The sequence below is a fragment of the Lysinibacillus sp. CTST325 genome, from assembly GCF_054665055.1.
The window spans coordinates 13,132-38,477 of sequence record NZ_BAAFHO010000013.1; the positions used below are offsets into that span (position 1 = coordinate 13,132).

Sequence of the window (25,346 nt, forward strand, 5' to 3'; positions counted from 1 at the left end):
TCCTATAGTGCTAGTAAGAATAACGTAACCAAAGCATCAATTAAGCCAGAGATGATGATTGCGATAAACCCTGGCTTCCATAATGATTCAGCACTACCATCTACTGCTAAATGTTCTTTATATGGCTCATCTAAAAAAACGAAGAAAATGAAAAAACAGGCAACCCCAAAAAGTTGACTAATAAATTTAATATACTTTTCATCTATGAGGATTAGTTGTTGACCAATTGCGTAAACGACTGCAAGCTTCGCAATAATAAGTACAATACTAATAATCGTTAACAACTGTATGTATTTTTTCTCGATTTTTAGCCATTTAGCGTTTTGTATACCTAATATGGTAATGGCAAAAATACCACCAAATATAGCAACAAAAAATAGACTACCAATCTCGTAGCTTCTTGTCCTGTCTACTTCCTTGTTTGTTAAACTAGGTTCATAAAGATTTTCCATAATTCCATCAAGCTCCTTGTTTCCTATTAATATCCTAATAACATTTGTATTATACATATATTTCTTGAAACTGGAAACACCTTCTTGGCAGGATTGTAAAACAGTTATTATGTTCCTTAATTCTCATTAATAAAAAATTGTTCAGGTTCATTTTTTTGAATCAATTTCATACGATGATTTCTTTTGTTTCGTCGTTTTGGATGTTATTAACTCAAGTAAATGACATTTGCTGTGAAAATACGGAAGGGGAAATAAGTAGTGTTAAAATTAATGTATTATCAAAAAAATATTTTTTTTGATATTGGAAGAGGGAGGAAATACACTTTTTAGAATTATTCAATAAAATGAAGAGAATTATTAAAAATGGAACCGATATAATTCAATAGATGATAGAGGAGGTATGAAAATTTGAATAAAAAATTATTTTTGACAGCGGCAGCTATCCCAGTAGCTCTTATTGTACCAACAGTTGCAGGAGCGGCAGCCAATACAGTTTCCATCACAGGACAAAATACAGTAAATGAAACTTTAAAAGCTTCTATTGAAAACTTACCAGCAAATTCGATTGTTAAAGGTTATCAGTGGTATTATGTAGATGGTTCTAACGATTCAACGAACAAACCAATCTCTGGTGCCACAACAGCGTCATTTACAATACCAGTTGAAGCGGCAGGCAAAGCAGTTTTCGTGGAAGCGACTACAACAAATGGCGATAAGTATAAGAGTGAACCCCGTTCGATTAATGAACTAAAACTTTCAATAACTGCACCAAGAATTGATAGTAGTTCAAATTATGCAGTACCTGGTGAATTGGTACAAGTCTCAGGTGCAATGGTAACCGATGATGCCGGAGCAAAGTTACAAAGCAGTCAGATTACATATAGCTATCAATGGTTTTATAAAGTTGGTGAATCCTTCACAATTATTGATGGAGCTACTAACGACACATACAGAATTCCTAATAATGCTTTAAATAATGGCATCACAGATATAATGGTTAATGTAAAGGCTAAGGTAGGAACTACTTTCGTTGAATCGGAGTTTTCTAGTGTGGTAACCGTATCTAACGAACCATCTGAGTCAATGATGAAGGAAATAAAAACTTTACTAATAAATGACAACAAATATAATGTAACAAGTCTAGAATCTTTTAAGGCAGAAGTAACGGCATTAGAAAGTAAATATCAGGCACTATCAACTGCAGCAAAGGCGAATGTGACAAATTATGATGTATTAAAGAGAGCAGCTGCAGATGTAGATTTAATTAGCAAATTAAATGAGAAAGTAGATAAGGTAAAAGAGGTTAATGAAAAAGACCTACCGAAATATTTAAAAGACATCGATGAGTCCTATGGTAAGTTTGATTTATTACAACGTAGCTTAGATTTAAATGATGCCTTATACAATAGCATTAAAAACATTTTGATAGATCCGTCACATATCGAAGAATTTAAAGAAGTTAGAAGACTTAATCAAGCAATTGTTGACTTGTTAGCACATAAAAATTCTTTTGTTACGTATGTACCTACTAGCATAGAATCTTTAAAATCAGCAGTTGAAACAATTGAAAAGGATATAGCAAAGTTATCTCAAAATTACCGAGCAACTGTTCAAAATCAAGCAATTTTAAGTGATGCTAAGTCGGATATTAAAAAGGTTGAACAATTTATTAAACTTTTCGATAAGCTGTCACAAAATGATTCACCTAGCAAACAGGTGACTACAGCAAAATCAATACGTACGTCTTATGAAAAGTTAACTTATAAACAACTTCAACTTGTACCAGCAAAATATATGAGTACATTACTTCAAGCAGAAAACGCAGAAAATAGTCAAATTGACAGATTAAATATCGAGATTGACAATTATGTAGGCGATGCTGATGACAGTTACCCAATTGATCCGTCAGTAACTACTTGGCAAAGTCATGTTAATAATGTAAACCGTATTATTAATGAATATAAGGGCTTAACAAAAAATTCAACGGCTAAAATTGTCGGATATGATAGCATGGTAACCCTGCAAAAAGATTTTAAAGCAGCTGAAAAAATTATTAAGGACATGGACGCCTATCAAAAGCTATCAGTAACGCCAGGGGTAGCCGAAAGTAAGTTGAAAACTAACTATACTAATGTATTGAAAGCTTATAATAAGTTAACTAGTCTACAACAATCACTTGTATATAACGCAAACGATTTTTTATTGAATCCTCCGACTATTACAGTTGATTTAAATGGGAAGGAACCTGCTGATAAGGCTGCTGCATTGGCATTAAAGGCTGATGTTGATAAGCTTGCTGATGTAACGAAATATACATTTGCTCAATTTGAATCAGCTGTTAATGCAGCAACAACAAAATATAAAAACCTATCTTCCGCTGGACGAAAGTACGTAACAAACTATTATTTATTAACAGCGGCTAGTAAAGATCTTTCTGGTGTGAAGTCATTCCATAAAAAAGTGCAAACTGCAAGAGAAGAAAAAGATGCTACGAAACAGGCGAAAAAAATTCAAACAGTACAAACTGCTTATGCTAAGCTACCTGCAAATCAACAGTATTTAGCAAAACAGCAATATGAAGACTTGCTCAATCATCGTTTAGAAGATGTGAATGCACCAGATATTACAAAGTTAAATAATGAAATTGCAAAAATTGTCTCAAATGATACGTATACAGTTTCAAAGGAAAAAATTAATGAGCTTTCAACGCAATATAATAAGCTAAGCTCTAGTGATAAAAAACGTATTACGAATGCTGCCATCTTAACAACAGCAGTTTCTGATGTAAAAAAAGTAGAATCATTTATGAAGACATATGAAAAATCATTTACTAGTAACCCAACGACGGTCATCAAAGCTTTTGATAAGCTAACATCAAAACAAATGAGTTTAGTTAGTCCAGAAATACGACAATCTATTATTGAAAAAAATAAAGATCAACAACAGTCTAATGAAGTTGCTTTAAAATTAGTTGAATCCATTAATTCATTGCTTGTAAATGGTGAATATATTGATGACTTGGAGACGAAAGTGAAAGAAATTCGTGCAGCATATGATAATCTGAGTGCTTCCGAAAAGAGCGTCGTGAAAAATTATTCTAATCTAACACAGGCCGAGAGTGATTTGAAAAAGGTAGCCGAGGTTCATGCTCTTTACGTACCTTCGACAGAAGACAATGCAGCAGCACGTAAAACTTGGCAAACTGCATATGGTAAGCTCTCGAAAAAATTAGAAATTTTATATAAGAAGATGTACGCAAACGATTTATAAAAAATAGTTTAAACCCAAACCCCGGATAAAGAAATTTATTCGGGGTTTTTTTGTGTGCCTGGAAGGAGGATGTCGATAAAAATTAAAAGTTGGGTGATAAAACGTGAAAGTTAGTCGATAAAATTCAAAAGTTCGGTGATAAAATGTAAAAGTTAGTTGATAAAATTCAAAAGTTGGGTAATAAACACAAAAGTGTTCCGATGAAATTCATAAGTTGGATGACATTATGTGGAGAGAGGAAAAATATCTTGGCATCCTGGTACTTTTACATCTGTTATGACTTACGCCTCTCTAGCAAACTATGCGGCTACTTTTAAGTTTACGGAGAAAAGTAGCTGCGTGTACCAAATTTAGGAAGAACTGCGTTAGATGCAGTTGAACTCATGAATGTTGGGGTAAACTAATATCATTCCAGAAGAGCGCGTGCATTATTCGGTTACAAACATAGGAGAATCGTCTCCAAATGTCGTTCAACCATATGCAGAGGTGACATACTTAGTGATTTAGGAATGTCAACTTATGAAATAGACTGCTGTTGATTTTTATTGACAATCCAGCACTTATTGAAGAAGCAAAAAAGAATGGCAGGAACTCTGGATGGGGGACTTATGTTTTGCTAATTCTAGAAGGCAAAGCCTCAAAAACTTTAAAAAGTCTTTAAAAAGTTATACCAAATAGAGTCTTCGTAGGGTAAACTATGGAGGCTCTGTTTTTGCCTATTATTAAGTTTTTATCTTAGTAAAGTGTACTTATTGAGTAGTTATGGCGTAAAATGCCGTTTTTTGAAAGGAGATCACAAAATGCCGACAGAACATATCAATCATAATAATCACCTTGCGGCAGAATGGGTGAAACAGTTTCGCCCTTATGCTAAAGAGGGACAATGTGCAAGCTATATTCCCGCATTAGCGGAGAAAGATCCAAATCAATTAGCGATTTCAATTATCGGTACTAATAATGAGGAAATGAAAGCCGGAGAGACAACTGAATTATTTACTCTGCAAAGTGTTTCGAAAGTCGTTACATTTATTTTAGCATGTATGGAACGGGGATTACCTTATGTTTTAGAACGAGTAGATGTTGAACCTACAGGTGACACCTTCAATTCAATCATTCGTCTAGAAAGCCATCAGCCTGGAAAACCTTTTAATCCAATGATTAATGCAGGAGCGATTACAGTATCCTCTATGCTTGACGGAAATTCACCGCAAGAGAAGGTTTCAAAAATCCTTCAATTTTTAGAACAAATCGTTGGCAAGGAATTAAAGGTTAACGAAGAGGTTTATCAATCTGAGTGGCAAACTGCCAATCGAAACCGTTCATTAGCCTATTATTTAATGGATTCTGGCTTTTTAGACTGTCCTGTAGAAGAAGCATTAGAGGTTTATTTGAAACAATGTGCTATTGAAGTAAATGTTTCAGATTTGGCGATGATTGGTTTAGTCATTGCCAATGATGGCTATCATCCTTTATTAAAAACGCAGCTATTTCCTAAACAAGTAGCAAAATTAGCGAAGGCATTGATGGTTACTTGCGGGATGTATAATGCTTCTGGTAAATTTGCTGCATTTATAGGATTACCCGCTAAAAGTGGTGTCTCTGGAGCGATTTTAGCGGCTGTACCAAGTCACGCAGGCTTAGATTCACCTTTTCCTACTGGCTGCGGTATCGGCATTTATGGACCAGCAATTGATGACATCGGAAACAGTGTAGCCGGAGTGAATTTACTAAAGCATATTGCTACCGAGTGGAATATGAATATTTTTTAACTTCTTTCAGCAGGTGTTTAAACATCCTGTGAAAAAGAGCAACTCAGTCTAAGAACGCCACGTCCTGTGGCAACGACTGAGTGTCCAGCAGCACGTTGGCCCAAAGCCGATTCCGGACGCAATTATGTCGAGGCATAATTGATTCAATCAAAGGAAGATGACTTCAGTAAATGGAGTCATCTTTTTTATGATTTTATTTTGCACTTGATTCTATCGTTAATTAGCGATAAAAAAGTCCTGAATAGGATCACTTTCTTTAAAAGTGTCACTATCCAGGACAATTCACCTTAGCGTATTGGTTTCTTTCTTTTCATTTTATAAATAATCATTAGTATGATAAACCAAATTGGTGTTAACAGTAATGCGGTACGTGTTGCCTCTGAAATGAACATGACTACTAATAAAAATGCAAAAAAGGCAAGTACTAAATAGTTCACGAATGGAGTAAAAGGTGCTTTGAAAATCGATGCTTCATGAAGTGCGCGATTTTTACGTTTATAAATGATATGAGAGATTAATATAATACTCCACACCCATATAAAGCAAATAGCACTAATCGTTGTAACAACACTAAAGGCGTTTTCAGGCATTAATTTACTTAGTAATGCACCAGCGGAAACTACAATTGCAGAAACAACGAGTGCGTTACTTGGCACACTGTTTTTATTGAGCTTTGCAAACTTTGGCGAAGCTTGCTTGTTGTTTCCAAGATTAAAAAGCATGCGACTAGTAGAAAATAAACCACTATTACCGGCAGAAGCAGCAGATGTTAGGACGACAAAATTAATAATACCTGCAGCAATTGGAATACCGGCTAGTGTAAATACTTGTACAAATGGGCTACTTGATGCAGACATTTCATACCAAGGATTAATGCATAAAATAACAAATAACGCTCCTACATAGAATAATAAAATGCGTAATGGAATTTTATTAATGGCAGAAGGAATATTCTTTTTAGGATTGGCCGTTTCTGCAGCAGAAACTCCTACTAACTCGACACCAACAAAGGCGAAAACAACCATTTGGAATGCCATTAGGAAACCGTATAGGCCGTTCGGGAATAACCCGCCATGTGCCCAAAGATTTTCAACTGTCACTGTGCCAGAACTTGTTTGAAAGCCTGTAAATAACATGATTAGGCCAATAACAATCAGTGCCACAATGGTGATGACTTTTATAAGGGCAAACCAAAATTCTAGTTCGCCAAATAGTTTTACAGTTAACAAATTCAAAATTAGTAATAGTACTAAACAGCCGATTGCAGGCACCCATTGAGGTATATCAAACCAATAATGTGTATAAACGCCGACAGCAATAATATCTGCCATAGCGGTCATGATCCAGCAGAACCAGTATGTCCAGCCAGTGATGTAACCTGCCCAAGGTCCTATGTATTCGGATGCAAAATCAGTAAATGATGTATAGCCAGCATTCGATAATAATAATTCACCTAATGCCCGCATAACAAAAAATAAGGCGGTTCCGACGATGAGATAGGCAAAGATAATGGAAGGTCCCGCTAAAGCAATAGCTTTACCTGATCCTAAAAATAAACCAGTACCTATTGTTCCGCCAATCGCAATGAGTTGCACATGGCGATTTTTTAATTCACGTTTTAATTGTTGTTGTTCCACGTTGATCCCCCTCAAAGATACGTAAAAACTATGACTGGAAAATAAAAAAGAGACTAGTAGTGACACTAGTCTCGTAAACGACAGAATAACAAATACCGATTGCGAATGTTGTATGTAAAAAAGAAAACACCCGTATGGTATAGCTTTCATGTTGAAAGTTGATATTACTCCTCTGTCCTTTTGCCTGAGATAGTGAACCCTTCGGCGACGCAAAATGCGCTCTCTCCAGAACTGCTCCTGCTATAGTGTTATCCATAGCATTCATAGCTTGTATTGTATGTCTGTATGACATTATTTTAAGATATTATAAATCCTATCAGTGCCTACTTAATTATTCAAGGATAAATTACAGACATTTTCAGAAAAAAAGAAGAATGGAGTTCATCTAGGTAAATACTTTACGAAAAATAGTATTTTTAGACATATGTTAATTTAAGGATAATGTTTAATTCGAGGTATATGGTGTTGAAAGAGGTGGGAATTGGAACTAGCTTAGGAAGCGGTTGGCATTTTGGCAAAGGAATGTGAATGAGAGCATAGTGTCTTTCGTTGCTTTAACTTACTTGTCAGACGTTAAACAATATATATATATAATATAGTAGAAACTCAGAATTTTTCGCAAAAAGAAACCATCTCATAGTTATTTGAGATGGTTTCTTTTTGCTTAAAACAAAGTGATATAGGTAAATATAAATAAATTTACCTAGTTTCCATGAGTAGGTTTATTGATATTAGTCACTATTGTCTTATTGATTTTTAATTTTATTTTTTGGACTTTATTTTACCTGTCCAAGTACGGAAGCCGCCTTGAAGTTGATAAATTTGGTTGTAGCCACGTTTTTTAAGAAATAGAGCAGCACGTGAGCTACGGCCTGTATTTTGACAGTATAAATATACTGGTAAATCTGGGCGAATTTCTTTGTGACGTTGACGTAGTGTAGTTGAAGGAACATTGCGTGCACCAAGGATGTGACCAGCATCAAATTCTTTTTGTTCACGTACGTCGATAAGCTGTGCTTTACGATAGCCTTCAATAAATTGTTCTTGTGTTAGGTTCGTTACGGCTTTTTTTAGTCGTAGAGCATTAATGCCGATATAAGCAATTACAACTACTAAAATAACGCCGATTGTGATAAGTATGTTCAACAAAATTTCTTACCCCTTTCTATCTTCTTTATTATTATAAAAGATGCGCTAGCGATAGTCCAATGAGTTTGATAAAATTAATTAGATTGTGGCTAGAATTAATCTATCTATATTTATGGATGTTATTAGTGAAAGGTCACAGAATCATTCCACCACTATTCTTGGACTAGGATGGATGATTGCTTTAATAAAGAATAGAACTAAACGCAAAGTGTCAAAATGAGGCGGAGAGTATCCTTTGGGCTTATCTGACTCCACCAAGAAAGCGCACAGCCGACGGAAATCTACCTCACGTTATGGTGATGAGACTTATTTTTGTACACGATCGCTAATGTTCAATTAAATATTTGTAGGAGATGAAAATATGACAACTTGGTATTTTCTTAATTCAGGGAAATGTAGCCCTTCTTTTAATATGGCTTTAGATGAAGCATTACTTGATTGGCATAGTGAAGGTTTAATTCCGCCAGTCATTCGTTTTTACGAATGGGAGCCAGCAACACTTTCGATTGGCTATTTTCAGCAGGCGAAAAGAGATATCAATTTAGAAGCCGTACGAGAACAAGGACTAGGCTTTGTTCGCCGACCAACAGGTGGTAGAGCAGTTTTACATGAACATGAGTTGACATATAGCGTCATTGTTTCGGAAAGCTATCCAGATATGCCTGAATCAGTGACGGAGGCATATAGAGTGTTAAGTGAAGGTATATTGCAAGGTTTTCATAATCTAGGGATGGATGCTTATTTTAGTGTACCTGATACAGAAGAACAAAGAGCAGACTTAAAGAAACCAAAAAGCGCAGTTTGCTTTGATGCGCCAAGCTGGTATGAGCTTGTTGTAGAAGGTAAAAAAGTAGCTGGTAGTGCACAAACTCGTCAAAAAGGTGTTATTTTACAGCATGGAGCTATTTTACTTGATTTAGATCAGGAGAAATTATTGTCTGTTTTTAATTTTTCAAGTGAAGAAGCGAAGGACCGTATGCGTAGAAAGATGCCCGAGAAAGCGGTTGCTATCAATAACCTTGTTAAAGAACCTGTGACTATTGAACAATGTGTCACAGCTTTTCGTGATGGTTTTGCAAAATCGTTGCAAATTGATTTAAAACCATTTACACTTTCTGAGGAGCAATTAGAATATGTGCATGCACTAGAAGAAAAAAAATATGCATGTGATGATTGGAACTTCAAAAAATAAAAAATGGTATAAGAAAAATATTTTTTTATCGTTCAACCCTTGTAATAACAAGTGATTCGGATTCTATTCGAAATTGCAAGAGTTGAATTAAAAAACTATATATAGTATCTTTTTTAAAGAAACATACACAATATGTAGTGTTTAACGACACATGATATTGTGTATTTATTATTGTAATGCAGAAAACAAGGGAGGCAAAACGATGGTACTTACAAATCATCAACCCGAAGTAAACAAATTTGAACAGTTAAACAAAGATATTGAACAATTTCCGCAGGTTCATCCTGTAACATCTGATATGCACATTACGCATAAAGGTGTATCAAGACTTGTGATGATCGATCGCTACTCGTTTAAGGATACGGAGAAGAAAACGTTAAAAGCCGGTGATTTTGTCGTATTAACAGTGAAGTCAGATCCAAAATTCCCTGCACGTGGTTTAGGGACAATCCAAAAGCTTGATATGTCTACAAAAACAGCAGAAATTTTAATTGAGGAAGATTACCGTAGTGCTTTAGATGATCCGAAAGAGCAAGAAACAGGTGTGATTACGCGTTCAATTGACGTGCTAGAAAAGCCTCTTGAAATATTTTATGAACAAATCGCAAAACGAAATGCAACAGGACTTGCTGCTGTTGAAAAAACACCAGAGAAACGCCAAGAATGGTTTGAGAAGTTTTATGAGCAGTTAGTATCATTAAAATTCATTCCAGCTGGACGAGTTATTTACGGAGCAGGATCTGAAACAGATGTAACGTTCTTCAACTGTTACGTAATGCCATTTGTAGCAGATTCACGTGAAGGAATCAGTGATCACCGTAAGCAAGTGATGGAAATTATGAGCCGCGGTGGTGGTGTAGGGACAAATGGTTCGACATTGCGTCCGCGTAACACTTTAGCACGTGGTGTAAATGGTAAATCATCTGGTTCCGTTTCATGGTTAGATGATATTGCGAAGCTGACTCATCTTGTTGAACAAGGTGGCAGCCGCAGAGGTAAGCATAATCTAGGTGCTTCTGCGTAAACAAACCTCGTGAATTGCTGGAAACTCTTTAACGGAAATATTGTCACTTTAATCGAGGTGGGAAATATGGATGTTTATGATGCGAAACAGCCACAGACTTGTTTAATATGTGGTTTTACAATAAATCATAATAAACAAGGTTGGTTTACGTCTCATTTGAAAAATGAGCATAACTTAACGTTAGATAATTATTTAATATCTTATTTTTATCCAATAGAAACGGTTACCTGCCAATATATTTTATGTAATAAAAAGGTAAAATTGAGGCGTGGGATTCCCAATCAATTTTGTAGTAGAAGCTGTCGAGGAAAAGGTGAGCCTTTAACTTGTGTAATTTGTGGAAAACTATTCGATGAAAAACATCGGCAGACTAAAACTTGTAGTAAAGAGTGTGCGAGTAGGCTTCGATCACAAAATACAGGAAAATGGCATAATGAAATGCCAGATGAACAAAAAAAGGTTCATTTTGAAAGTATCATTTCAAAAACAGCTAAAACTAGAAAAATAAATGGAACTCCTTCATGGAATAGCGGTAAGACAGGGGTTTATAGTGAAGAAACCATCGAAAAGATTCGACAAGCTGCATTAAAGCAACTAGAGAGGGAAACATTTAGAAAAACTAGTATTGAAAAAGCTTTAGAGCATTTCTTAGTTGAACAATCAATCCCCTACAAATATTCCTTCATCTTTGAAGGAGCACAATTTGATTTTTTACTATTAGGGACAAAAATTCTAATTGAATGTGATGGCGATTTTTGGCATGGGAATCCGAAATTTTATTCCACTTTTTATGAAGTTCAAAAGAGGATAAAAGCCAGGGATATTGAAAAAAATCAAATTGCAGCAGCTCACGGTTACACTTTACTCCGTTTCTGGGAAGATGAGATAAAAAACGATTTTGAAAATGTTAAACAACGCATTATAAATGCACTGCTAGCTACAACGTAACTGGAAACGGTAAGCGTGAATGCTTGAAAATAGCAGTGGGATAAAGACAATCAGCAGCCGAGCCTCTTTCAGAGAGGAAGGTTCAACGACCATCGAAAGCACGCTAAGTTAGCGGAAGTGAGTAGAGTAGGAGTGAAGCCACTCCGAAGTGCGAGGACATCTAATAGATGTAAGATATGGTCTCAACTTCTATGGTGACATAGAGAGTGGGTATAGCGAACCCGCGTAAGAAATTGGCACAAATGATTATGCTGGCAGATTGGCATCCTGATATCGTGGAATTTATTATTTCAAAAATGCAAAATCCACGTATTCTACGATACCTAATCGAAAATACAACGGATAAAACGATTATTCGTCTAGCAAAAGAAAAATTAAACTTTAAACCTCTTTCAACTCAAGAGGAAGCTATGTATCAAGGTATTGTAAACTATAAAGGTATCGAAGGTTTAGGCGGTTTTGATACGGCTATTATTCGTGAAGCGGAAAACAAGCTTCGTGATGGTGGTACTTATACTGTTCACAATCAAGAGTTTTTAACGGGTGCAAATATTTCTGTAACATTAACAAAAGAATTTATGCAAGCTGTAGAAAATGACGCTGACTTTGAGCTTCGTTTCCCAGCTGTTGAAGAATATACAAAAGAAGAGATGGCTATTTACAACAGTGAATGGCATAAAGTTGGAGATGTGCGTGAATGGGAGAAAATGGGCTATAAAGTACGCACTTACCGCACGATTAAAGCGAAGGAATTATGGAATTTAATCAACGTTTGTGCAACGTACTCTGCAGAGCCAGGTATTTTCTTCATCGACAACGCCAATGAAATGACAAACGCAAAAGCTTATGGTCAAAGCGTTGTAGCGACAAATCCGTGTGGTGGACTTCGCCTCACATTAAAAATTGCGGGATAAAGCGGGAAGGCTGAGATGCTAATCCGAACCGAAGGCTAAAGGTAAAACTTAAGTCAGGGGCAACGCATACCCGGTGATCCTACTAGTAGACTATAATCCGGGCACGAGACCGCAACATTACACAATATAATAAATACTAGCCTAATTAAAGAAAGGCTGTGATCAAATGAACAGAGGTTATGCAGGTTTTTATAAATCATATTATTTAAGAAGTTCATATGAGTATGCATACGCCAAATTTCTAGATTATCATTCCATTTCTTGGGGCTATGAAGACAAAGTATTTAATATAGGATTTAAATTTTATAAACCTGATTTTTTCTTCTATAATGATAACGGTGATATTATAAAGATTGTTGAAATTAAGTCTCGCGATATTACAGCGAAAGAAAAAGCTCTTGAAGCTTTAAAGGTTATTGAAACAATTTATGATATTGATTGCGAATTAATTTCTTATGAAGAATTGCTCGAAATGTATAAGCTTGTACCATTTTCGTTAACTTCTACGATAACAGAGTGGATAGAATCTAAAAATACGACAATAAACAAAGCTAGTTATGGTAAGTATAATGGCCATTTCAATCAACAACATAATGAGCAAACTAAAAAAATAATTGGACAGCATACAAAGCGATTGTGGGAATCTAATAGTCCAGCAAAAGCAAGAATGATTGAAGGTTTAAGAAAATCTGGCCTGGCTCAAAAGGGTAAGCAAAAGAAACCTAGGAAACAAAGAATCTGTAAGAGTTGTGGGAGCAACTTTGAAGTGATTGTTTCTTCATCAAAATTGTTTTGTACTCAATCATGTGCTGGATATTCAAATATTCAAGTTGCCACACAAACTTATGTTGATAAGCGAGCGAAAATTCATCAAGAAATTAAACAGACAGTAATTCAATGGGCAATCGACAATAAAGAAATTATAATTGCAACCCCTTATAATCAAATAAAATCAACTCTTCAACCATTAATCGAAAGAATATATCAAGAATTTGGAGTTAAAGATTTTAGAGTAATTTCAAAATCAATTTTTGGGGAAGATAGAGGAAGAAAAGAACTACTTAGGTTTATGAAAAAAGTGTGTAATGAAAATGTATGCTGAACTTACAGGAATTGAACTGTAAGAACTAGAGGATAAAAAGCCTTTAGGATAACAATAATTGGAACAACCACTTGCACCATATTCTGTGTGTAACTTAGCCGCTGTGAACTTAGCGCAGTTTGCAAATAAAGAAGATCAAACAATTGATTTCGAAGCACTACGTGAAACAGTTCGTGTTGGTGTTCGTATGCAGGATAATGTAATTGATGCAACACCATACTTCTTAGAAGAAAATCGTGTACAAGCTCTTGGAGAGCGTCGTGTTGGCTTAGGCGTAATGGGCTTAGCGGACTTACTAATTTATTGTGAGAAAGAATATGGCTCAGAAGCTGGTAATGAGCTAGTCGATGAAATCTTTAAGACGATTGCTGAAACTGCGTATGAGACGTCAACAGAACTTGCGAAAGAACGCGGTAGCTTCCCATTCCTTGTAGGAACAAATGAGGAAGAGACAGCACGTTTACGTAAAGCATTTACTGAAACAGGCTTTATGCAAAAAATGCCTGCACACATTAAAGAGCAAATTTTAGCAACAGGTATTCGCAACTCGCATTTACTAACAGTAGCTCCAACTGGTTCTACTGGTACGATGGTTGGCGTGGCAACAGGTCTTGAGCCATACTTCTCGTTCACATATTACCGTTCAGGTCGTCTAGGTAAATTCATCGAGGTAAAAGCAGAAATCGTACAAGAATATTTAGAACGTCATCCGGAAGTAGATGAGAATAATCTTCCTGATTGGTTCGTTACGGCGATGGAATTAAAACCAGAAGCACATGCTGATGTACAATGTATCATCCAAAAATGGATTGATTCATCTATTTCAAAAACTGTAAACGCACCAAAAGGTTATACAGTACAACAAGTTGAAAAAGTATATGAGCGCTTATATAAAGGCGGCGCTAAAGGTGGTACGGTCTATGTAGATGGTAGCCGTGATTCACAAGTACTGACATTAAAGGCTGAAGAAAATGATATGGATCAACTATCATTCGAGGAAGAATTAGTAGAAGTACCAACGAAGCGTCCGGTTGTATTAGTAGATACAATTCAAGCGTTAGAATCGACAACAGTTATCGGTTCGGATGTAGGGAATACTTGCCCTGTATGCCGTAAAGGAACTGTAGAAGAAATCGGTGGCTGTAATACATGTACAAACTGTGCAGCACAGTTAAAATGTGGCCTATAAACCGTTTATAAAAAATGTGATGTTTAGAATAAACTCGCGAAGCTTTGCCCCTTTGGATATGATTATCTAAAGGGGCGTTTTTGTGTCGAAAAAAAAAAGAACATTTAAAATCGATAGGTGGACTAAAGAGGGTCAAGGAACTGGCAGTTGGGTAGATTATCCGCCTTGGTTTAAAACTAAGATAAAGGACACGCCATAAATAAAAGGTATGGTATGATTCCTAGTTTTTCCATGGAAACGATAATTCTAAGATTTCATCTTTCGTAGGCTTTCGGTCAGAATGGATTAAAGAAGCTGGAGTTGGTGCGGATTATATACTGTAGTTAAACTTGATGTTTCATAGTTAGGAAGGTCCGCTCGTTAAAACATTTTAAAATAAATAAACAGCAAGAATTTCTATCAATTTAATAAAAAACCATTTGATTATGTATTTAACAGACCTAAAGTATCAGCATCTTGCTGGTGCTTTTTTTAGTGGTATGCGTAGCTTGCACATGAACTTTAGGGTGCAAGTTCCAATCTCTGAAGGAAGTAACACACCTGCCCTAGGAACACTACTACATATAAGGCTAGTTCAGAATGAGTTTGCTCAATAAAACAAAGCGCTTTCTTTTGAAGACCGTATCGGATAAATAAGGTGGAAAGATGGTGTTAAAGTGTATGTGCTTATCCGGGGGGCTGACAGAAACGTGAAGTATCACTTCATAACCTATTTTGTGAAAAGTAGATGGTCTATTAGAGTTTCATAGAACACCTAAAGGAGAAGGTGATTTCCTAATCATGCAGCAGTCTGCCTGTTCAAATTAGCTGTACTTGTAAAACAAGTGCTGCCACAGGGAATCTTGTTGACAGTTAGGAATAAAAATAGAACACCTAAATCAAATACTTTGGACATCTAAGTATATAGGAGCAGATTGTATGCATGGAATGAAAAACAGTAGAATTCTCGAGTTATAGTATGTATGTAAATTAGGAGGGTGAATCATGCAGGATTACAATGTAAAGGTAGAAAAATTAACAAAGAACTATGGGAAAAAAGCTGTTCTGAAAGGAATAGACTTTACTGCTAAAAAAGGTGAAATTATTGGTGTTATCGGTAAAAATGGTGCTGGGAAATCGACATTCTTGGAAATTTTAATGACGATTAATGATTATAATGACGGTAAGGTAGCTGTTTTTGGTAATAACTTAAAGGAAATTGATCAAGCTCAGCTGGAAGAAATCAAAAGTAATATATCTGCTGTACTTCAGCCTACACAGTTTTATAAAAAATTAAAAGTAAAAGAATTACTAGATCTTTTTCGTGCCTATTATGGTAGCAAAGTAGATTTAAATGAAATTATCGAAGAGTTTGAATTGCAAGAGCATCTAAATACGTTTTTTGATAATTTATCTGGAGGCTGGAAGCAAAAGGTTAGCCTAGCGATTGCTTTTTCTTCAAAACCGCGTTTGATTATTTTGGATGAACCGACTACCGGTCTGGATCCTCATATGCGGAACATATTATGGGAAAGCATCACAGGTTATATAAAAAAAAATGACAGTACAGTGATTTTATCGACTCATTACATGGACGAAATAGAACTCTACTGTGATAAAGTTCTATTCATCAACGACGGTGTAACCGAAATATATGATACGCCAGAAAATATATTGAAATCAGGTTATAAGTCTATTAATAGCTTTTATCTTGATAAAATTTCTAAATAAGGAGGAGAAAAGATGTTATTAACACAAATTAAATATGACTTAATCATGTTTTTTAGAGAGTTATTTTATTTAGTTTTCACAGTTGTTGTACCGCCAGTAACATATATTTTAATGGGACAAATGTTCAGTAATGCAACCTATAGCGGAGGAATGAACTATGTTCAAATGTATACACCATCGTTTATTGTCCTAATTAGTTTTTCAGTAGTATTTTTTGCTTTTGGTTTTGATCAGGTAATGAATCGTGCGGAAGGAATTGAAAAAAGACTTTTCATTACGCCTATAACAGATAAAATTCTTCTGATGTCCAGTATTGCCAAGTCATTTATTATTGCAACTGCAGGATTTGTCTTAATAACATTGATTGGCATACTTATTTATGATTTGCAACTTTCTATTGTTAATTTCTTAGTTTCATATTTATGTTTGTTACTTATTAATGCGATAATGTTAGTTTATTCTCATGCGATTTATTCAAACTTCAAGGAAGTGAAAACAGCACTAATTATGTCTATTGTTTTGTTTCAAATTGTTATGTTCACTGGCGGCTTTTCTGTTCCTGTGGATAGTCTTCCGAATTTTGTGAAATATGTATCTTATGTGAATCCGTTCTACCATTTAAATAGAATGTATATTTCAATTTGGAATCAGACATTTGAATTCAATCAAGATATGTTGATTTCAATCGGGTACACATCGTTTCTTCTAATTATTTCATTAGTTGTTATGAAGCTCAAAAAAAGATTTTAATGAGTTCCAACGATTTGGTGAGAATCGTTATAAGTAGACATTGTCTTCTACACTATTTGATAATGAGCTGTTGTTTTAAATGAATTTTTTGAAAGAGCTTTGTAAAAGTGATAGCTTTAAGAGCTGGAATATAAGCCTGTATTTTGGTCAGGTTTTGTCTTTCTTTTAATTTCCTATATTCCTCTAACACGCCTCCCTGGATTCCTTTTATTTACTTGTCTATAGTATACTATATAGTGGAGTTACTATATAGAAATGAGGGTCAGTGAGTGGCTATATTAGCATTCATTCAGGTTTTATTTTATTGTATTTTGGTAAGTTTCGTTATAGGTAAACGTTTTTTTCGAAAGGAATATATTTTTGCGGCCGTATTGTTTAGTTTAATTATGGCTGGGTTATATTCGTATTTAGATATTTTTGGTTCGTTATTAATATTTGCGTTTGTTCTTGCTATGTTTAAATATACATATCTAAAGTGGATACCTGCATTGTACTACGCATCAACAGTAATGATTGCTACGATTCTAATTGATCATATAGCAACTTTCATTATGGTAAAAATCTTCGGGATTAGTACTACCTTTATAGAAACAAACGGAATAATTTCATCAGCGACATTACTTCATCAATTTATTACACTGATTATTGGCTTTATATTTATAGCCTTTTGGAAAAAAGTTACTATTCGAATTTTTGAGAAGGATACAGATGATAGGAATTTAACGCGAATTGCAGCTTTATTGGGTCTTTTTACATATGCGATTTATTTTACAATGATTGTTTATGTACGATTAACAGGAAATCAAAATAAGCTTGTATTGATGAATACGCTGTACTTATTTATCTATTTTATTATTTTTGCTGTTAGTTTGTCGTTTCTAGTATATACCTTCAGAAAGCGGTTTGAGATGAGGGAAAAGGAAATTGAGCTAAACAGTCTACAAATGTACACTGAACAGCTGGAAAGAAACTATAATGAAATGCGAACTTTCCGCCATGATTACATCAATATCCTGTCTTCTATGTCAGAATACATTACCAATCGTGATATGAATGCTTTAGAAAGCTATTTTAATGACAATATAATGCGCGTCAGTCAAAAGATTCGTGACAATGATTTTAAAATGAGGGGATTGTCCCAAATTAAAATCCCAGAAGTAAAAGGTTTGGTATCCTCCAAATTGATTACAGCACAGGAAAAAGGTATAGATGTGGTTTTTGAATGTCCTAATGAAATTCATTATCTGAATATGGATAGTATACTGTTGTGCCGCTGTATCGGAATTATTTTAGACAATGCCATTGAAGCAGCTGAAGAAGTAGAAAAGGGTACGGTTCGAGTGGGGTTTGTGGAGTTTGAACATTCCGTGTCCTTTGTCGTTTGGAATACGTTCCTAGATACTGGGTATAAGCTCTTTCAATATTTCGAAAAAGGTTTCTCAACAAAAGGAGAAAATCGAGGATTGGGGCTGAATAGCCTGAAGAAAATGGTTGATCAGGAAAATAACACACAGTTGGATACAGTTATAGAGGATGGATTTTTTAAACAAGAAATTGTAATTTTAAAGTGAGGGATTGAGATGATTGATGTTTTTATTTGTGAAGATCAAAAGGAACAAAGAGAAAAGATAGCCAGGTATGTTTCAAATTACATAATGATTGAAAACCTTGATATGCAACTGGTACTAACAACTGCAGATCCAGAAGAAATATTAGCCTATATAAAGGAGAGTAATCGACCTGGTTTATATTTTCTTGATATCGACTTGAATCATGAGATGAATGGTATCACACTTGGCTCGGAAATCAGAAAAATTGATCCAATAGGTGATATTGTTTTTATCACAACCCACTCAGAACTTACATATTTAAATTTCATTTATAAAGTAGCTGCGATGGATTTTATTATTAAAGATGATGTCGATTCTGTACAGAGCAAGATTGTTAGCTGTTTGAAGGTGACAAATGAAAGAAAGCAAGTAATGAACAAAACATCCAATAAAAAATTCGTTCAAAGAGTTGCAGATAAAATTATTAGTGTCAACTATGATGATATCATGTTTTTTGAATCCTCCCCATTACATAAAGTTGTTTTACATTTGGATAATCGTCAAGTGGAGTTTTATGGGAAGCTGAAAGAAATAGAAAAAGAGTATGAAGGCTTCATTCGTTGCCATAATTCTTACGTAGTAAATATCGACAATATTCAGGAAGTGGACTTGAAAAAGAAAGAAATTCTAATGGGAAATGGAGAAACTTGCTATGGATCTGCTCGAATGATTAAAGCTGTACAGAAAAAATTAGAAATGAGTGTTATCGAATAAGAGTATGCTCTTCCTTCTATTTCCAAGAGTTTAAAATGTATCGTACAAGGAATTTGAAAGATGGGTATGAACAGAATCTCAAAATTTATGAATACGAAGAGTAAATTTTGAGGGGGAGCGTCAGGAAATGAGGATTTCAACGTTAATATATAAAAAGGCCAATTCCTCGGAATTAAAATCGAGAAATTGGCCTTTTTTTTGTTACTACATAAACGCGTCCAGTGGTTGAAGATCAATGCCTAAATCTTATTCGAGAGAAGCTCAATATCAATTATTCTTACGAAAAGTAAGGAAGAATCGACTTTTCGTTATTGAACAATAGAATCCCAATTTTGCAATGGATTTACTATCAATCAAAAATGGATAGAAAATAGGACAAATTAGGGGAAGCGTCCGTTTATCTATGACAGGTTGAATTTAGTGCCGTCCATTAAGACAGAGGCTCTTACTTGACGAATTAGATATTACAATATTTCAATATACCCTTCTGTTCCATGTACGCGAATTCGTTGTCCGTCTTTTATCAGTTTAATGGCACTTTCCACCCCAACAACTGCTGGTAAGCCATATTCACGTGCGATAACTGCTCCATGGGTCATCAGTCCACCAACTTCGGTGACTAGACCTTTTATGGATACAAACAATGGTGTCCAGCTAGGGTCAGTAAAGGAGGTAATTAATATATCTCCTTCTTCTAAATCAGCATCTTCCATGTTTAAGATGACACGAGCCCGTCCCTCTATAACTCCGGAAGAAACAGGTAGCCCTACAATAGCTTTGGCTGGGAGATTTTCTCGTTTGTATTCACCTACAATGATTTCACCATCAGACGTGATAACGCGCGGGGGAGTAAGTCTTTCATATAATTTGTACTCGTCTTTTCGTTCGCTGATGATCTGGTAATCTAGTTTATTTGTGTGTACGATTTCACGAAGTTCTTCAAAAGTGAGATAGTATATATCTTCTTTTTTATGAATAACGTTGGCTTGTACGAGTTGTCCGGCTTCTTTCAGTAAAGCCTGCTTATAAACGAAGTAGCGATTAATCATGCCGTATTTTGGATATTCACGATAGCCGATGAAATTCCGAATTAGGTCGATCATTCTTTTTGTTTCTTTGGCTTTTTGTTCACCATCCGGTAATTGCTTCAATCGCTCTAATAACTCTTGTTCTTTTTTCAAAGCTTCCTGTCGCCCTTGCTCAAATTTCCGAGTGCTGGCATTAGGCTGCAAGTTTTTGATATTGTTAAGAATCATGGGGACAAGTGTAATTGGTTCTTCACTCCAACGAGTTTTCGTAATATCGATTTCTCCAGCACATCGCATTCCATATTTGTTGAGAAAAACATAGAAAGCGTCTCTAGCTTCCTGTCCGCCATCAAACTTAACTAGTCCATTCAAAAAGTTATCATCTTTTGCGTGTTGTAAATATGCAATTACTTCTGGATAAGGACGGATCACATCTGCGACATCCAATAGTGCTAGCCCCATTTCCGAAGTAATATTATTTGGTACAGATTGAGAAAGCGTGTCTGCTACGTTTTTTTCACCTAGCCACTCGTTCATTTTTTCATTGATCCATATGGAAGCATTTATAGCAGCCATAAATACAGCTGAACTTTGTGGGTCAAATAAAAACTTCTTTAATTCCTGAATATCTTCTAGAATAAAATCAAATAAATCTATTCCTGATTTCGTTTGGATGTTTTGTTTTAACTCTTCTATGGATGTTTGATTACGCTTAATCAATTCAGAAACGATTGATGGATTGTTATCGATTTGTGCTAGCGTATCTGTATTGCCTCTGTTTGGACTCGGTGCTTTATTATCATTTGGTAACGATTTTATAAAATCTCCACGCTCAATAATGTTCATAAGTGCGTCTTTCATGAGCGGATCGTGTTGTCCCATAGTATTTAATAAATTGTTTCTACTGACCGGTGAAGCCAGTTGATGCGTAACATCAACAAACAATCTTCCACCTGCTTTACGCATGGGCGCAGAAGTCGTTAACAGGAAAAAAGACAATCCCAATGGTTTCATGGGATCTGTCATCATTTGTTGATGACCGACAGATATATAGACGTGGTTTTCTTGGTCAGTCGCTTTAGGGATGGGGAAGAGAGTCGTTATCGGGCGACTTTGAACAATATAAAATGTATCATCAACCAAACACCATTCGATATCTTGTGGGCAACCAAAATAAGCTTCAATCTGTCTTCCGATGCGTGCTAGTTGTAAAATCTGTTGATCAGTAAGTGTTTGTGTCTTTTGCTGATCTGGATCGATTTGTTGTGTCTCTGTTCCTCCTCTTTTTAGTCCATAGATAGCTAATTTCTTGGTCGCTATCATCTTATCGACGATTTTATCTTCCTGTATTTTATAACAATCGGCAGAGACCAAGCCGGAGACCAGTGCTTCTCCGAGTCCAAAACTGGCATTGATTGATAACAGCTTTCGGTTAGAAGTAATTGGATCAGCGGTAAATAATATCCCTGATGCCTGTGGGAAAACCATTTGTTGTATGATAACGGATAAATACACTTGACTGTGGTCAAATCCATTTTGCATACGGTAGATTACCGCGCGATCCGTAAATAGGGAAGCCCAACATTTACGAATATGCTGCAAGATGGATTCCTTGCCGATGATATTTAAATAGGTGTCTTGTTGACCAGCAAAAGAGGCATGTGGTAAATCTTCAGCAGTCGCACTAGAACGTACTGCATAAGCATGGTCATCACCAAGCTGAGAGAGTGTGTGAACAACTGCTTCTACAACATCGGAAGGAATATCTACTTCCAAAATGATTTGTCGAATCTTCCTGCTGATTTCACCAATTTGATCACGATTATTTACTTTTAGCGTTGATAGTTGATCCAACAATACTTGAAAGGTTTCGTTTTGTTCTATAGCTTTTTGATAACCCACTGTTGAAACACAAAATCCTTTCGGTACTTGTATTCCTTCAATTTTTGATAATTCCCCTAAATTTAACCCTTTTCCACCAACGAGCAAAAGCTGTGATTTATCCATTTCCTGAAAATCAAGAACCAAAGAACTCATTCTACATCTCTCCTAACCATTCTATTGAGAAAAATTATTTGACAAGAGTATACCTGCGTGATAATATTAAATTATAAGATAGGATAATTGTGTACATTAGGCAGATAGCGATTGTGATATAATTATATCTTCGTATCTGCTTTTGTGCAATATTAAAGAACTTGGTAAAACTATTCAGTTTTTTTTCTTGATTTACCTCTTCCGCTAATCACATCGAAAAAAGCCGACTCACTGCATAGTTAATCCCGGTATGCTTATGATACTTTTTACCTCTTCCGTGGTATTTCCCTTCTCTTTTCGCTAAATTATTTCCTTCACATTGACGTATTCGAATTGAAATCACGCTTTAACGGATTACTCCACTCATAACCGTCATTAAAAAATTGGCTATATAGTTTATCTTGCCACAAACAGGTGCTTATGTTGAATTAGGCTTAAGCAATGATCTTCAAGAAAACTTCCATTAAAGGGCGCGGTTGTGAAGAACACAGTAGAAAATCGTCAAACTTTTTTTATAAAACTGATAATTAAATCGTCTGAATAAGAATCCGTTTTGATCAATCTTTTTTTCAAAATGGATTCTTTTTATTTATCTTAAATACTGGTTGTGGGGTGTTTTTCATCAAACTTTATTGCAAGGCAACATCTAACTCCTAAAAAAACGGATAGCACTTTTTTATCTTCATATAGACAACCACCAGCTTCCACCTTTGAGAGGGGATGGGTCGCTGTTATTCTAATGTAAGATGCGGGGGCAGAATTAAAATTTTAATTTTTTTAGTAGGATTTTCAGGAAATCTCTCGAAATATTTAAGTATAAAGGGGGAGAGTGTATGTCTAGTTTACCAATTATAGTGGCTCCGATGTTTTTAGTTTCTAACCCTAAGATGGTTATTGAAGCAAGTAGAGCAGGGGCTATTGGTTCATTTCCATTATTAAATGCAAGACCTGCTTCAACATGTGCTGAGTGGCTTGAAGAAATAAAAAAGGCACTACCGACTGAGCAATGGGCAGTTAACTTTATATGCCATCCTGTAGCGAATACACGATTTGAGGAAGATTTACAGTTAATTGAACAATTCCAACCACCAATTGTCATTACTTCACTAGGCAATCCAAAGAGAGTTATGGACATTGTGCACGGCTATGGAGGGAAGGTCTATGCAGATGTGGCGAACGTCAAGCATGCAGAAAAGTCTGCTGCCACGGGTGTAGACGGACTAATTCTTGTTTGCGCAGGTGCAGGCGGGCATGGTGGGCAACTGAACCCATTTGGCTTTGTATCTGCGGTAAAGAAATTCTTTACAGGGACAATCATTTTATCAGGCTCCATCTCTAGTGGTGCAGACGTATTAGCTGCTCAAATAATGGGAGCAGACTATGCCTATATGGGTACGCGTTTTTTAGCTTGTGATGAAGGAAATGCGCCTGAGGAGTACAAAAATATGGTGATTGACAGTGATACCTCTGATATTTTATATACCGACGCCTTTAGCGGTGTCCATGTGAATGTGTTAATTCCATCTTTATTGAAGGAGGGCATTGATCCAGCGACATTGAAGCCAAGAGAGGATGTTGATTTAACACATCTCGTGAATGTCAAGGCATGGCGAGATATTTGGTCAGCCGGGCATGGCATTACTAATATTGTCAAACGAGAGTCAGTTCGTGAAATACTTATAACATTGGAAGAAGAGTACGAGAAAGCAAAGCAACAAATAATTTCTGTACAGCCTTTGTAAAAACGATAAAAAGGGCAAGTCCAACCAAATGCATCGGTTGGACCTGCCCTTTAATTTTTAATCATGATTCAAAGTAGCTGCGATTTCTGGTTGTTGTTCAACTTGAAGCAGCATATTGAAGGAAGCGATGGCTACTTCTACTTGCTCATCCTTAGGCTCACGTGTTGTCAGTAATTGCAGCCATAAGCCTGGATAGCCAAGGAAGCGTAACACGGGAATATTACGGCACGCATTTGTCGCTTGAAGTACTTCAAATGATATACCAAGTACAACTGGAATTAATAGAATACGGTCCAAAATGCGTAACCAAAGTGGATCAGTTGGCACGAAGAAATATAAAAACATGCCTACAAACACAGTGAACAGCATAAAGCTACTACCGCAACGATAGTGTAAACGTGATTGTGCTTGCACATTTTCCACTGTTACGTCCATACCAGCTTCATAGCAATTTATAACCTTATGTTCTGCACCATGATATTGGAATACTCGTTTAATTAGTGGCGTTAAAGATATAAAATATAAATAGGTAAGTAGTAAAAATAGCTTAATGCCGCTTTCAAGTAAAATTTGACCGGTTTTGCCCTCTATCCATTTAGAGAAAAAATCTGCAATAAATACAGGAATTAATGTAAAGGCAAATTTACCAAATAAAAAGGAAAGAATACCTACAACTGCAACGCCTAAAATCATTTGAAGTCTCGAGCCTTCCTCTTGATGCTCTTCTTCTTCGCCAGGTGTAACGTCGTAACGGTCCCCTGAAAATTGCATATGGCGGGAGCCTAAGCCAGCTGATTCAATCAATGCTACAACGCCTCGTACCAATGGAATTTTTTTAAGCTTTTGCAAAATAGGGTTTTGAACTTTTTTATAATGATAATAATCAATGGAATCATCGTTACGGCGAATAGCGGTAATCGTATGTTCCTTTCCTCCGAACATTACACCTTCTAATTGTGCTTGTCCCCCGTATACAGGTGAATTGCTCAAGGCTAACACCACTCTCTTTATATATTTCAACTGTACCATTGTACTAAATTTAGTGAAAAACCTCTAGAGTTACGCATAGTAAAATTTCTATATGGTTACACTAATCGTACAGTTTAGGA

Annotated in this window: 15 protein-coding genes, 5 pseudogenes and 1 riboswitch; of the genes and pseudogenes, 14 read left to right on the forward strand and 6 right to left on the reverse strand. The window is 35.7% G+C overall.

Annotated features, from left to right (window positions below):
- Positions 1-2 precede the first annotated feature (2 nt).
- Positions 3-509 carry a hypothetical protein gene (locus ACYQ73_RS21955; protein ID WP_460014406.1) on the reverse strand — a complete coding sequence of 169 codons (507 nt, stop codon included), beginning with the start codon at positions 507-509 and terminating at the stop codon, positions 3-5.
- Positions 510-860: 351 nt separating this feature from the next.
- On the opposite strand from ACYQ73_RS21955, the gene ACYQ73_RS21960 reads away from it, so the two are divergent.
- From ACYQ73_RS21960 to ACYQ73_RS21970, 3 genes and pseudogenes are all read left to right on the forward strand, one after another.
- Positions 861-3,722: a hypothetical protein gene (locus ACYQ73_RS21960; RefSeq protein ID WP_460014407.1), complete on the forward strand. Its 2,862-nt coding sequence runs from the start codon at positions 861-863 to the stop codon at positions 3,720-3,722.
- 243 nt (positions 3,723-3,965) lie between these two features.
- Positions 3,966-4,223: pseudogene (locus ACYQ73_RS21965) on the forward strand (amidohydrolase); the annotation flags it as partial.
- A gap of 299 nt (positions 4,224-4,522) precedes the next feature.
- A complete protein-coding gene (locus ACYQ73_RS21970; protein ID WP_460014408.1) occupies positions 4,523-5,491 on the forward strand; it encodes a glutaminase in 969 nt (322 codons plus the stop codon).
- Between the two features lie 287 nt (positions 5,492-5,778).
- On the opposite strand, the gene ACYQ73_RS21975 is transcribed toward ACYQ73_RS21970, so the two are convergent.
- Positions 5,779-7,128, reverse strand: coding sequence for an amino acid permease (locus tag ACYQ73_RS21975; RefSeq protein ID WP_460014409.1), 1,350 nt, complete (start codon positions 7,126-7,128; stop codon positions 5,779-5,781).
- Between the two features lie 162 nt (positions 7,129-7,290).
- Positions 7,291-7,367, reverse strand: a riboswitch (glycine riboswitch).
- 523 nt (positions 7,368-7,890) lie between these two features.
- A complete protein-coding gene (locus ACYQ73_RS21980; protein ID WP_370043147.1) occupies positions 7,891-8,274 on the reverse strand; it encodes a rhodanese-like domain-containing protein in 384 nt (127 codons plus the stop codon).
- A 364-nt stretch (positions 8,275-8,638) separates the two neighbouring features.
- On the opposite strand from ACYQ73_RS21980, the gene ACYQ73_RS21985 reads away from it, so the two are divergent.
- The 6 genes and pseudogenes from ACYQ73_RS21985 to ACYQ73_RS22010 form a co-directional block, all read left to right on the forward strand.
- Positions 8,639-9,469 carry a lipoate--protein ligase family protein gene (locus ACYQ73_RS21985; protein ID WP_337989567.1) on the forward strand — a complete coding sequence of 277 codons (831 nt, stop codon included), beginning with the start codon at positions 8,639-8,641 and terminating at the stop codon, positions 9,467-9,469.
- 202 nt (positions 9,470-9,671) lie between these two features.
- Positions 9,672-10,466: pseudogene (locus ACYQ73_RS21990) on the forward strand (ribonucleotide reductase N-terminal alpha domain-containing protein); the annotation flags it as partial.
- Positions 10,467-10,559: 93 nt separating this feature from the next.
- Positions 10,560-11,441 carry an endonuclease domain-containing protein gene (locus tag ACYQ73_RS21995; RefSeq protein WP_460014410.1) on the forward strand — a complete coding sequence of 294 codons (882 nt, stop codon included), beginning with the start codon at positions 10,560-10,562 and terminating at the stop codon, positions 11,439-11,441.
- A 236-nt stretch (positions 11,442-11,677) separates the two neighbouring features.
- Positions 11,678-12,322, forward strand: a pseudogene (locus ACYQ73_RS22000) (hypothetical protein); the annotation flags it as partial.
- Between the two features lie 199 nt (positions 12,323-12,521).
- Positions 12,522-13,457, forward strand: coding sequence for a restriction endonuclease (locus ACYQ73_RS22005; protein WP_460014411.1), 936 nt, complete (start codon positions 12,522-12,524; stop codon positions 13,455-13,457).
- Between the two features lie 61 nt (positions 13,458-13,518).
- Positions 13,519-14,646, forward strand: a pseudogene (locus tag ACYQ73_RS22010) (hypothetical protein); the annotation flags it as partial.
- Positions 14,647-14,866: 220 nt separating this feature from the next.
- On the opposite strand, the pseudogene ACYQ73_RS22015 reads toward ACYQ73_RS22010, so the two are convergent.
- Positions 14,867-14,935 (reverse strand): annotated as a pseudogene (locus ACYQ73_RS22015) (hypothetical protein); the annotation flags it as partial.
- Between the two features lie 695 nt (positions 14,936-15,630).
- Here ACYQ73_RS22015 and ACYQ73_RS22020 point away from each other — a divergent pair.
- The 4 genes from ACYQ73_RS22020 to ACYQ73_RS22035 all read left to right on the forward strand — a co-directional run bounded on the left by ACYQ73_RS22020 (position 15,631) and on the right by ACYQ73_RS22035 (position 19,430).
- The gene (locus tag ACYQ73_RS22020) at positions 15,631-16,356 is read left to right on the forward strand and encodes an ABC transporter ATP-binding protein (protein ID WP_460014412.1); all 726 of its coding nucleotides are present in this window, start codon (positions 15,631-15,633) and stop codon (positions 16,354-16,356) included.
- 12 nt (positions 16,357-16,368) lie between these two features.
- Positions 16,369-17,106, forward strand: a complete 738-nt coding sequence (locus tag ACYQ73_RS22025; protein WP_460014413.1) for an ABC transporter permease — start codon at positions 16,369-16,371, stop codon at positions 17,104-17,106.
- A gap of 386 nt (positions 17,107-17,492) precedes the next feature.
- A complete protein-coding gene (locus ACYQ73_RS22030) occupies positions 17,493-18,677 on the forward strand; it encodes a sensor histidine kinase (RefSeq protein ID WP_460014414.1) in 1,185 nt (394 codons plus the stop codon).
- Between the two features lie 9 nt (positions 18,678-18,686).
- A complete protein-coding gene (locus ACYQ73_RS22035) occupies positions 18,687-19,430 on the forward strand; it encodes a LytR/AlgR family response regulator transcription factor (RefSeq protein ID WP_460014415.1) in 744 nt (247 codons plus the stop codon).
- A gap of 464 nt (positions 19,431-19,894) precedes the next feature.
- Here the strand turns inward: ACYQ73_RS22035 and ppsA are convergent, their stop codons facing one another.
- Positions 19,895-22,495, reverse strand: a complete 2,601-nt coding sequence (ppsA, locus tag ACYQ73_RS22040) for a phosphoenolpyruvate synthase (protein WP_460014416.1) — start codon at positions 22,493-22,495, stop codon at positions 19,895-19,897.
- 833 nt (positions 22,496-23,328) lie between these two features.
- On the opposite strand from ppsA, the gene ACYQ73_RS22045 reads away from it, so the two are divergent.
- Positions 23,329-24,237 (forward strand): NAD(P)H-dependent flavin oxidoreductase, encoded by a 909-nt coding sequence (locus tag ACYQ73_RS22045; RefSeq protein ID WP_460014417.1) that lies wholly within the window; start codon positions 23,329-23,331, stop codon positions 24,235-24,237.
- 57 nt (positions 24,238-24,294) lie between these two features.
- Here the strand turns inward: ACYQ73_RS22045 and ACYQ73_RS22050 are convergent, their stop codons facing one another.
- The gene (locus tag ACYQ73_RS22050; RefSeq protein ID WP_460014418.1) at positions 24,295-25,266 is read right to left on the reverse strand and encodes a DUF1385 domain-containing protein; all 972 of its coding nucleotides are present in this window, start codon (positions 25,264-25,266) and stop codon (positions 24,295-24,297) included.
- Positions 25,267-25,346: the final 80 nt, after the last annotated feature.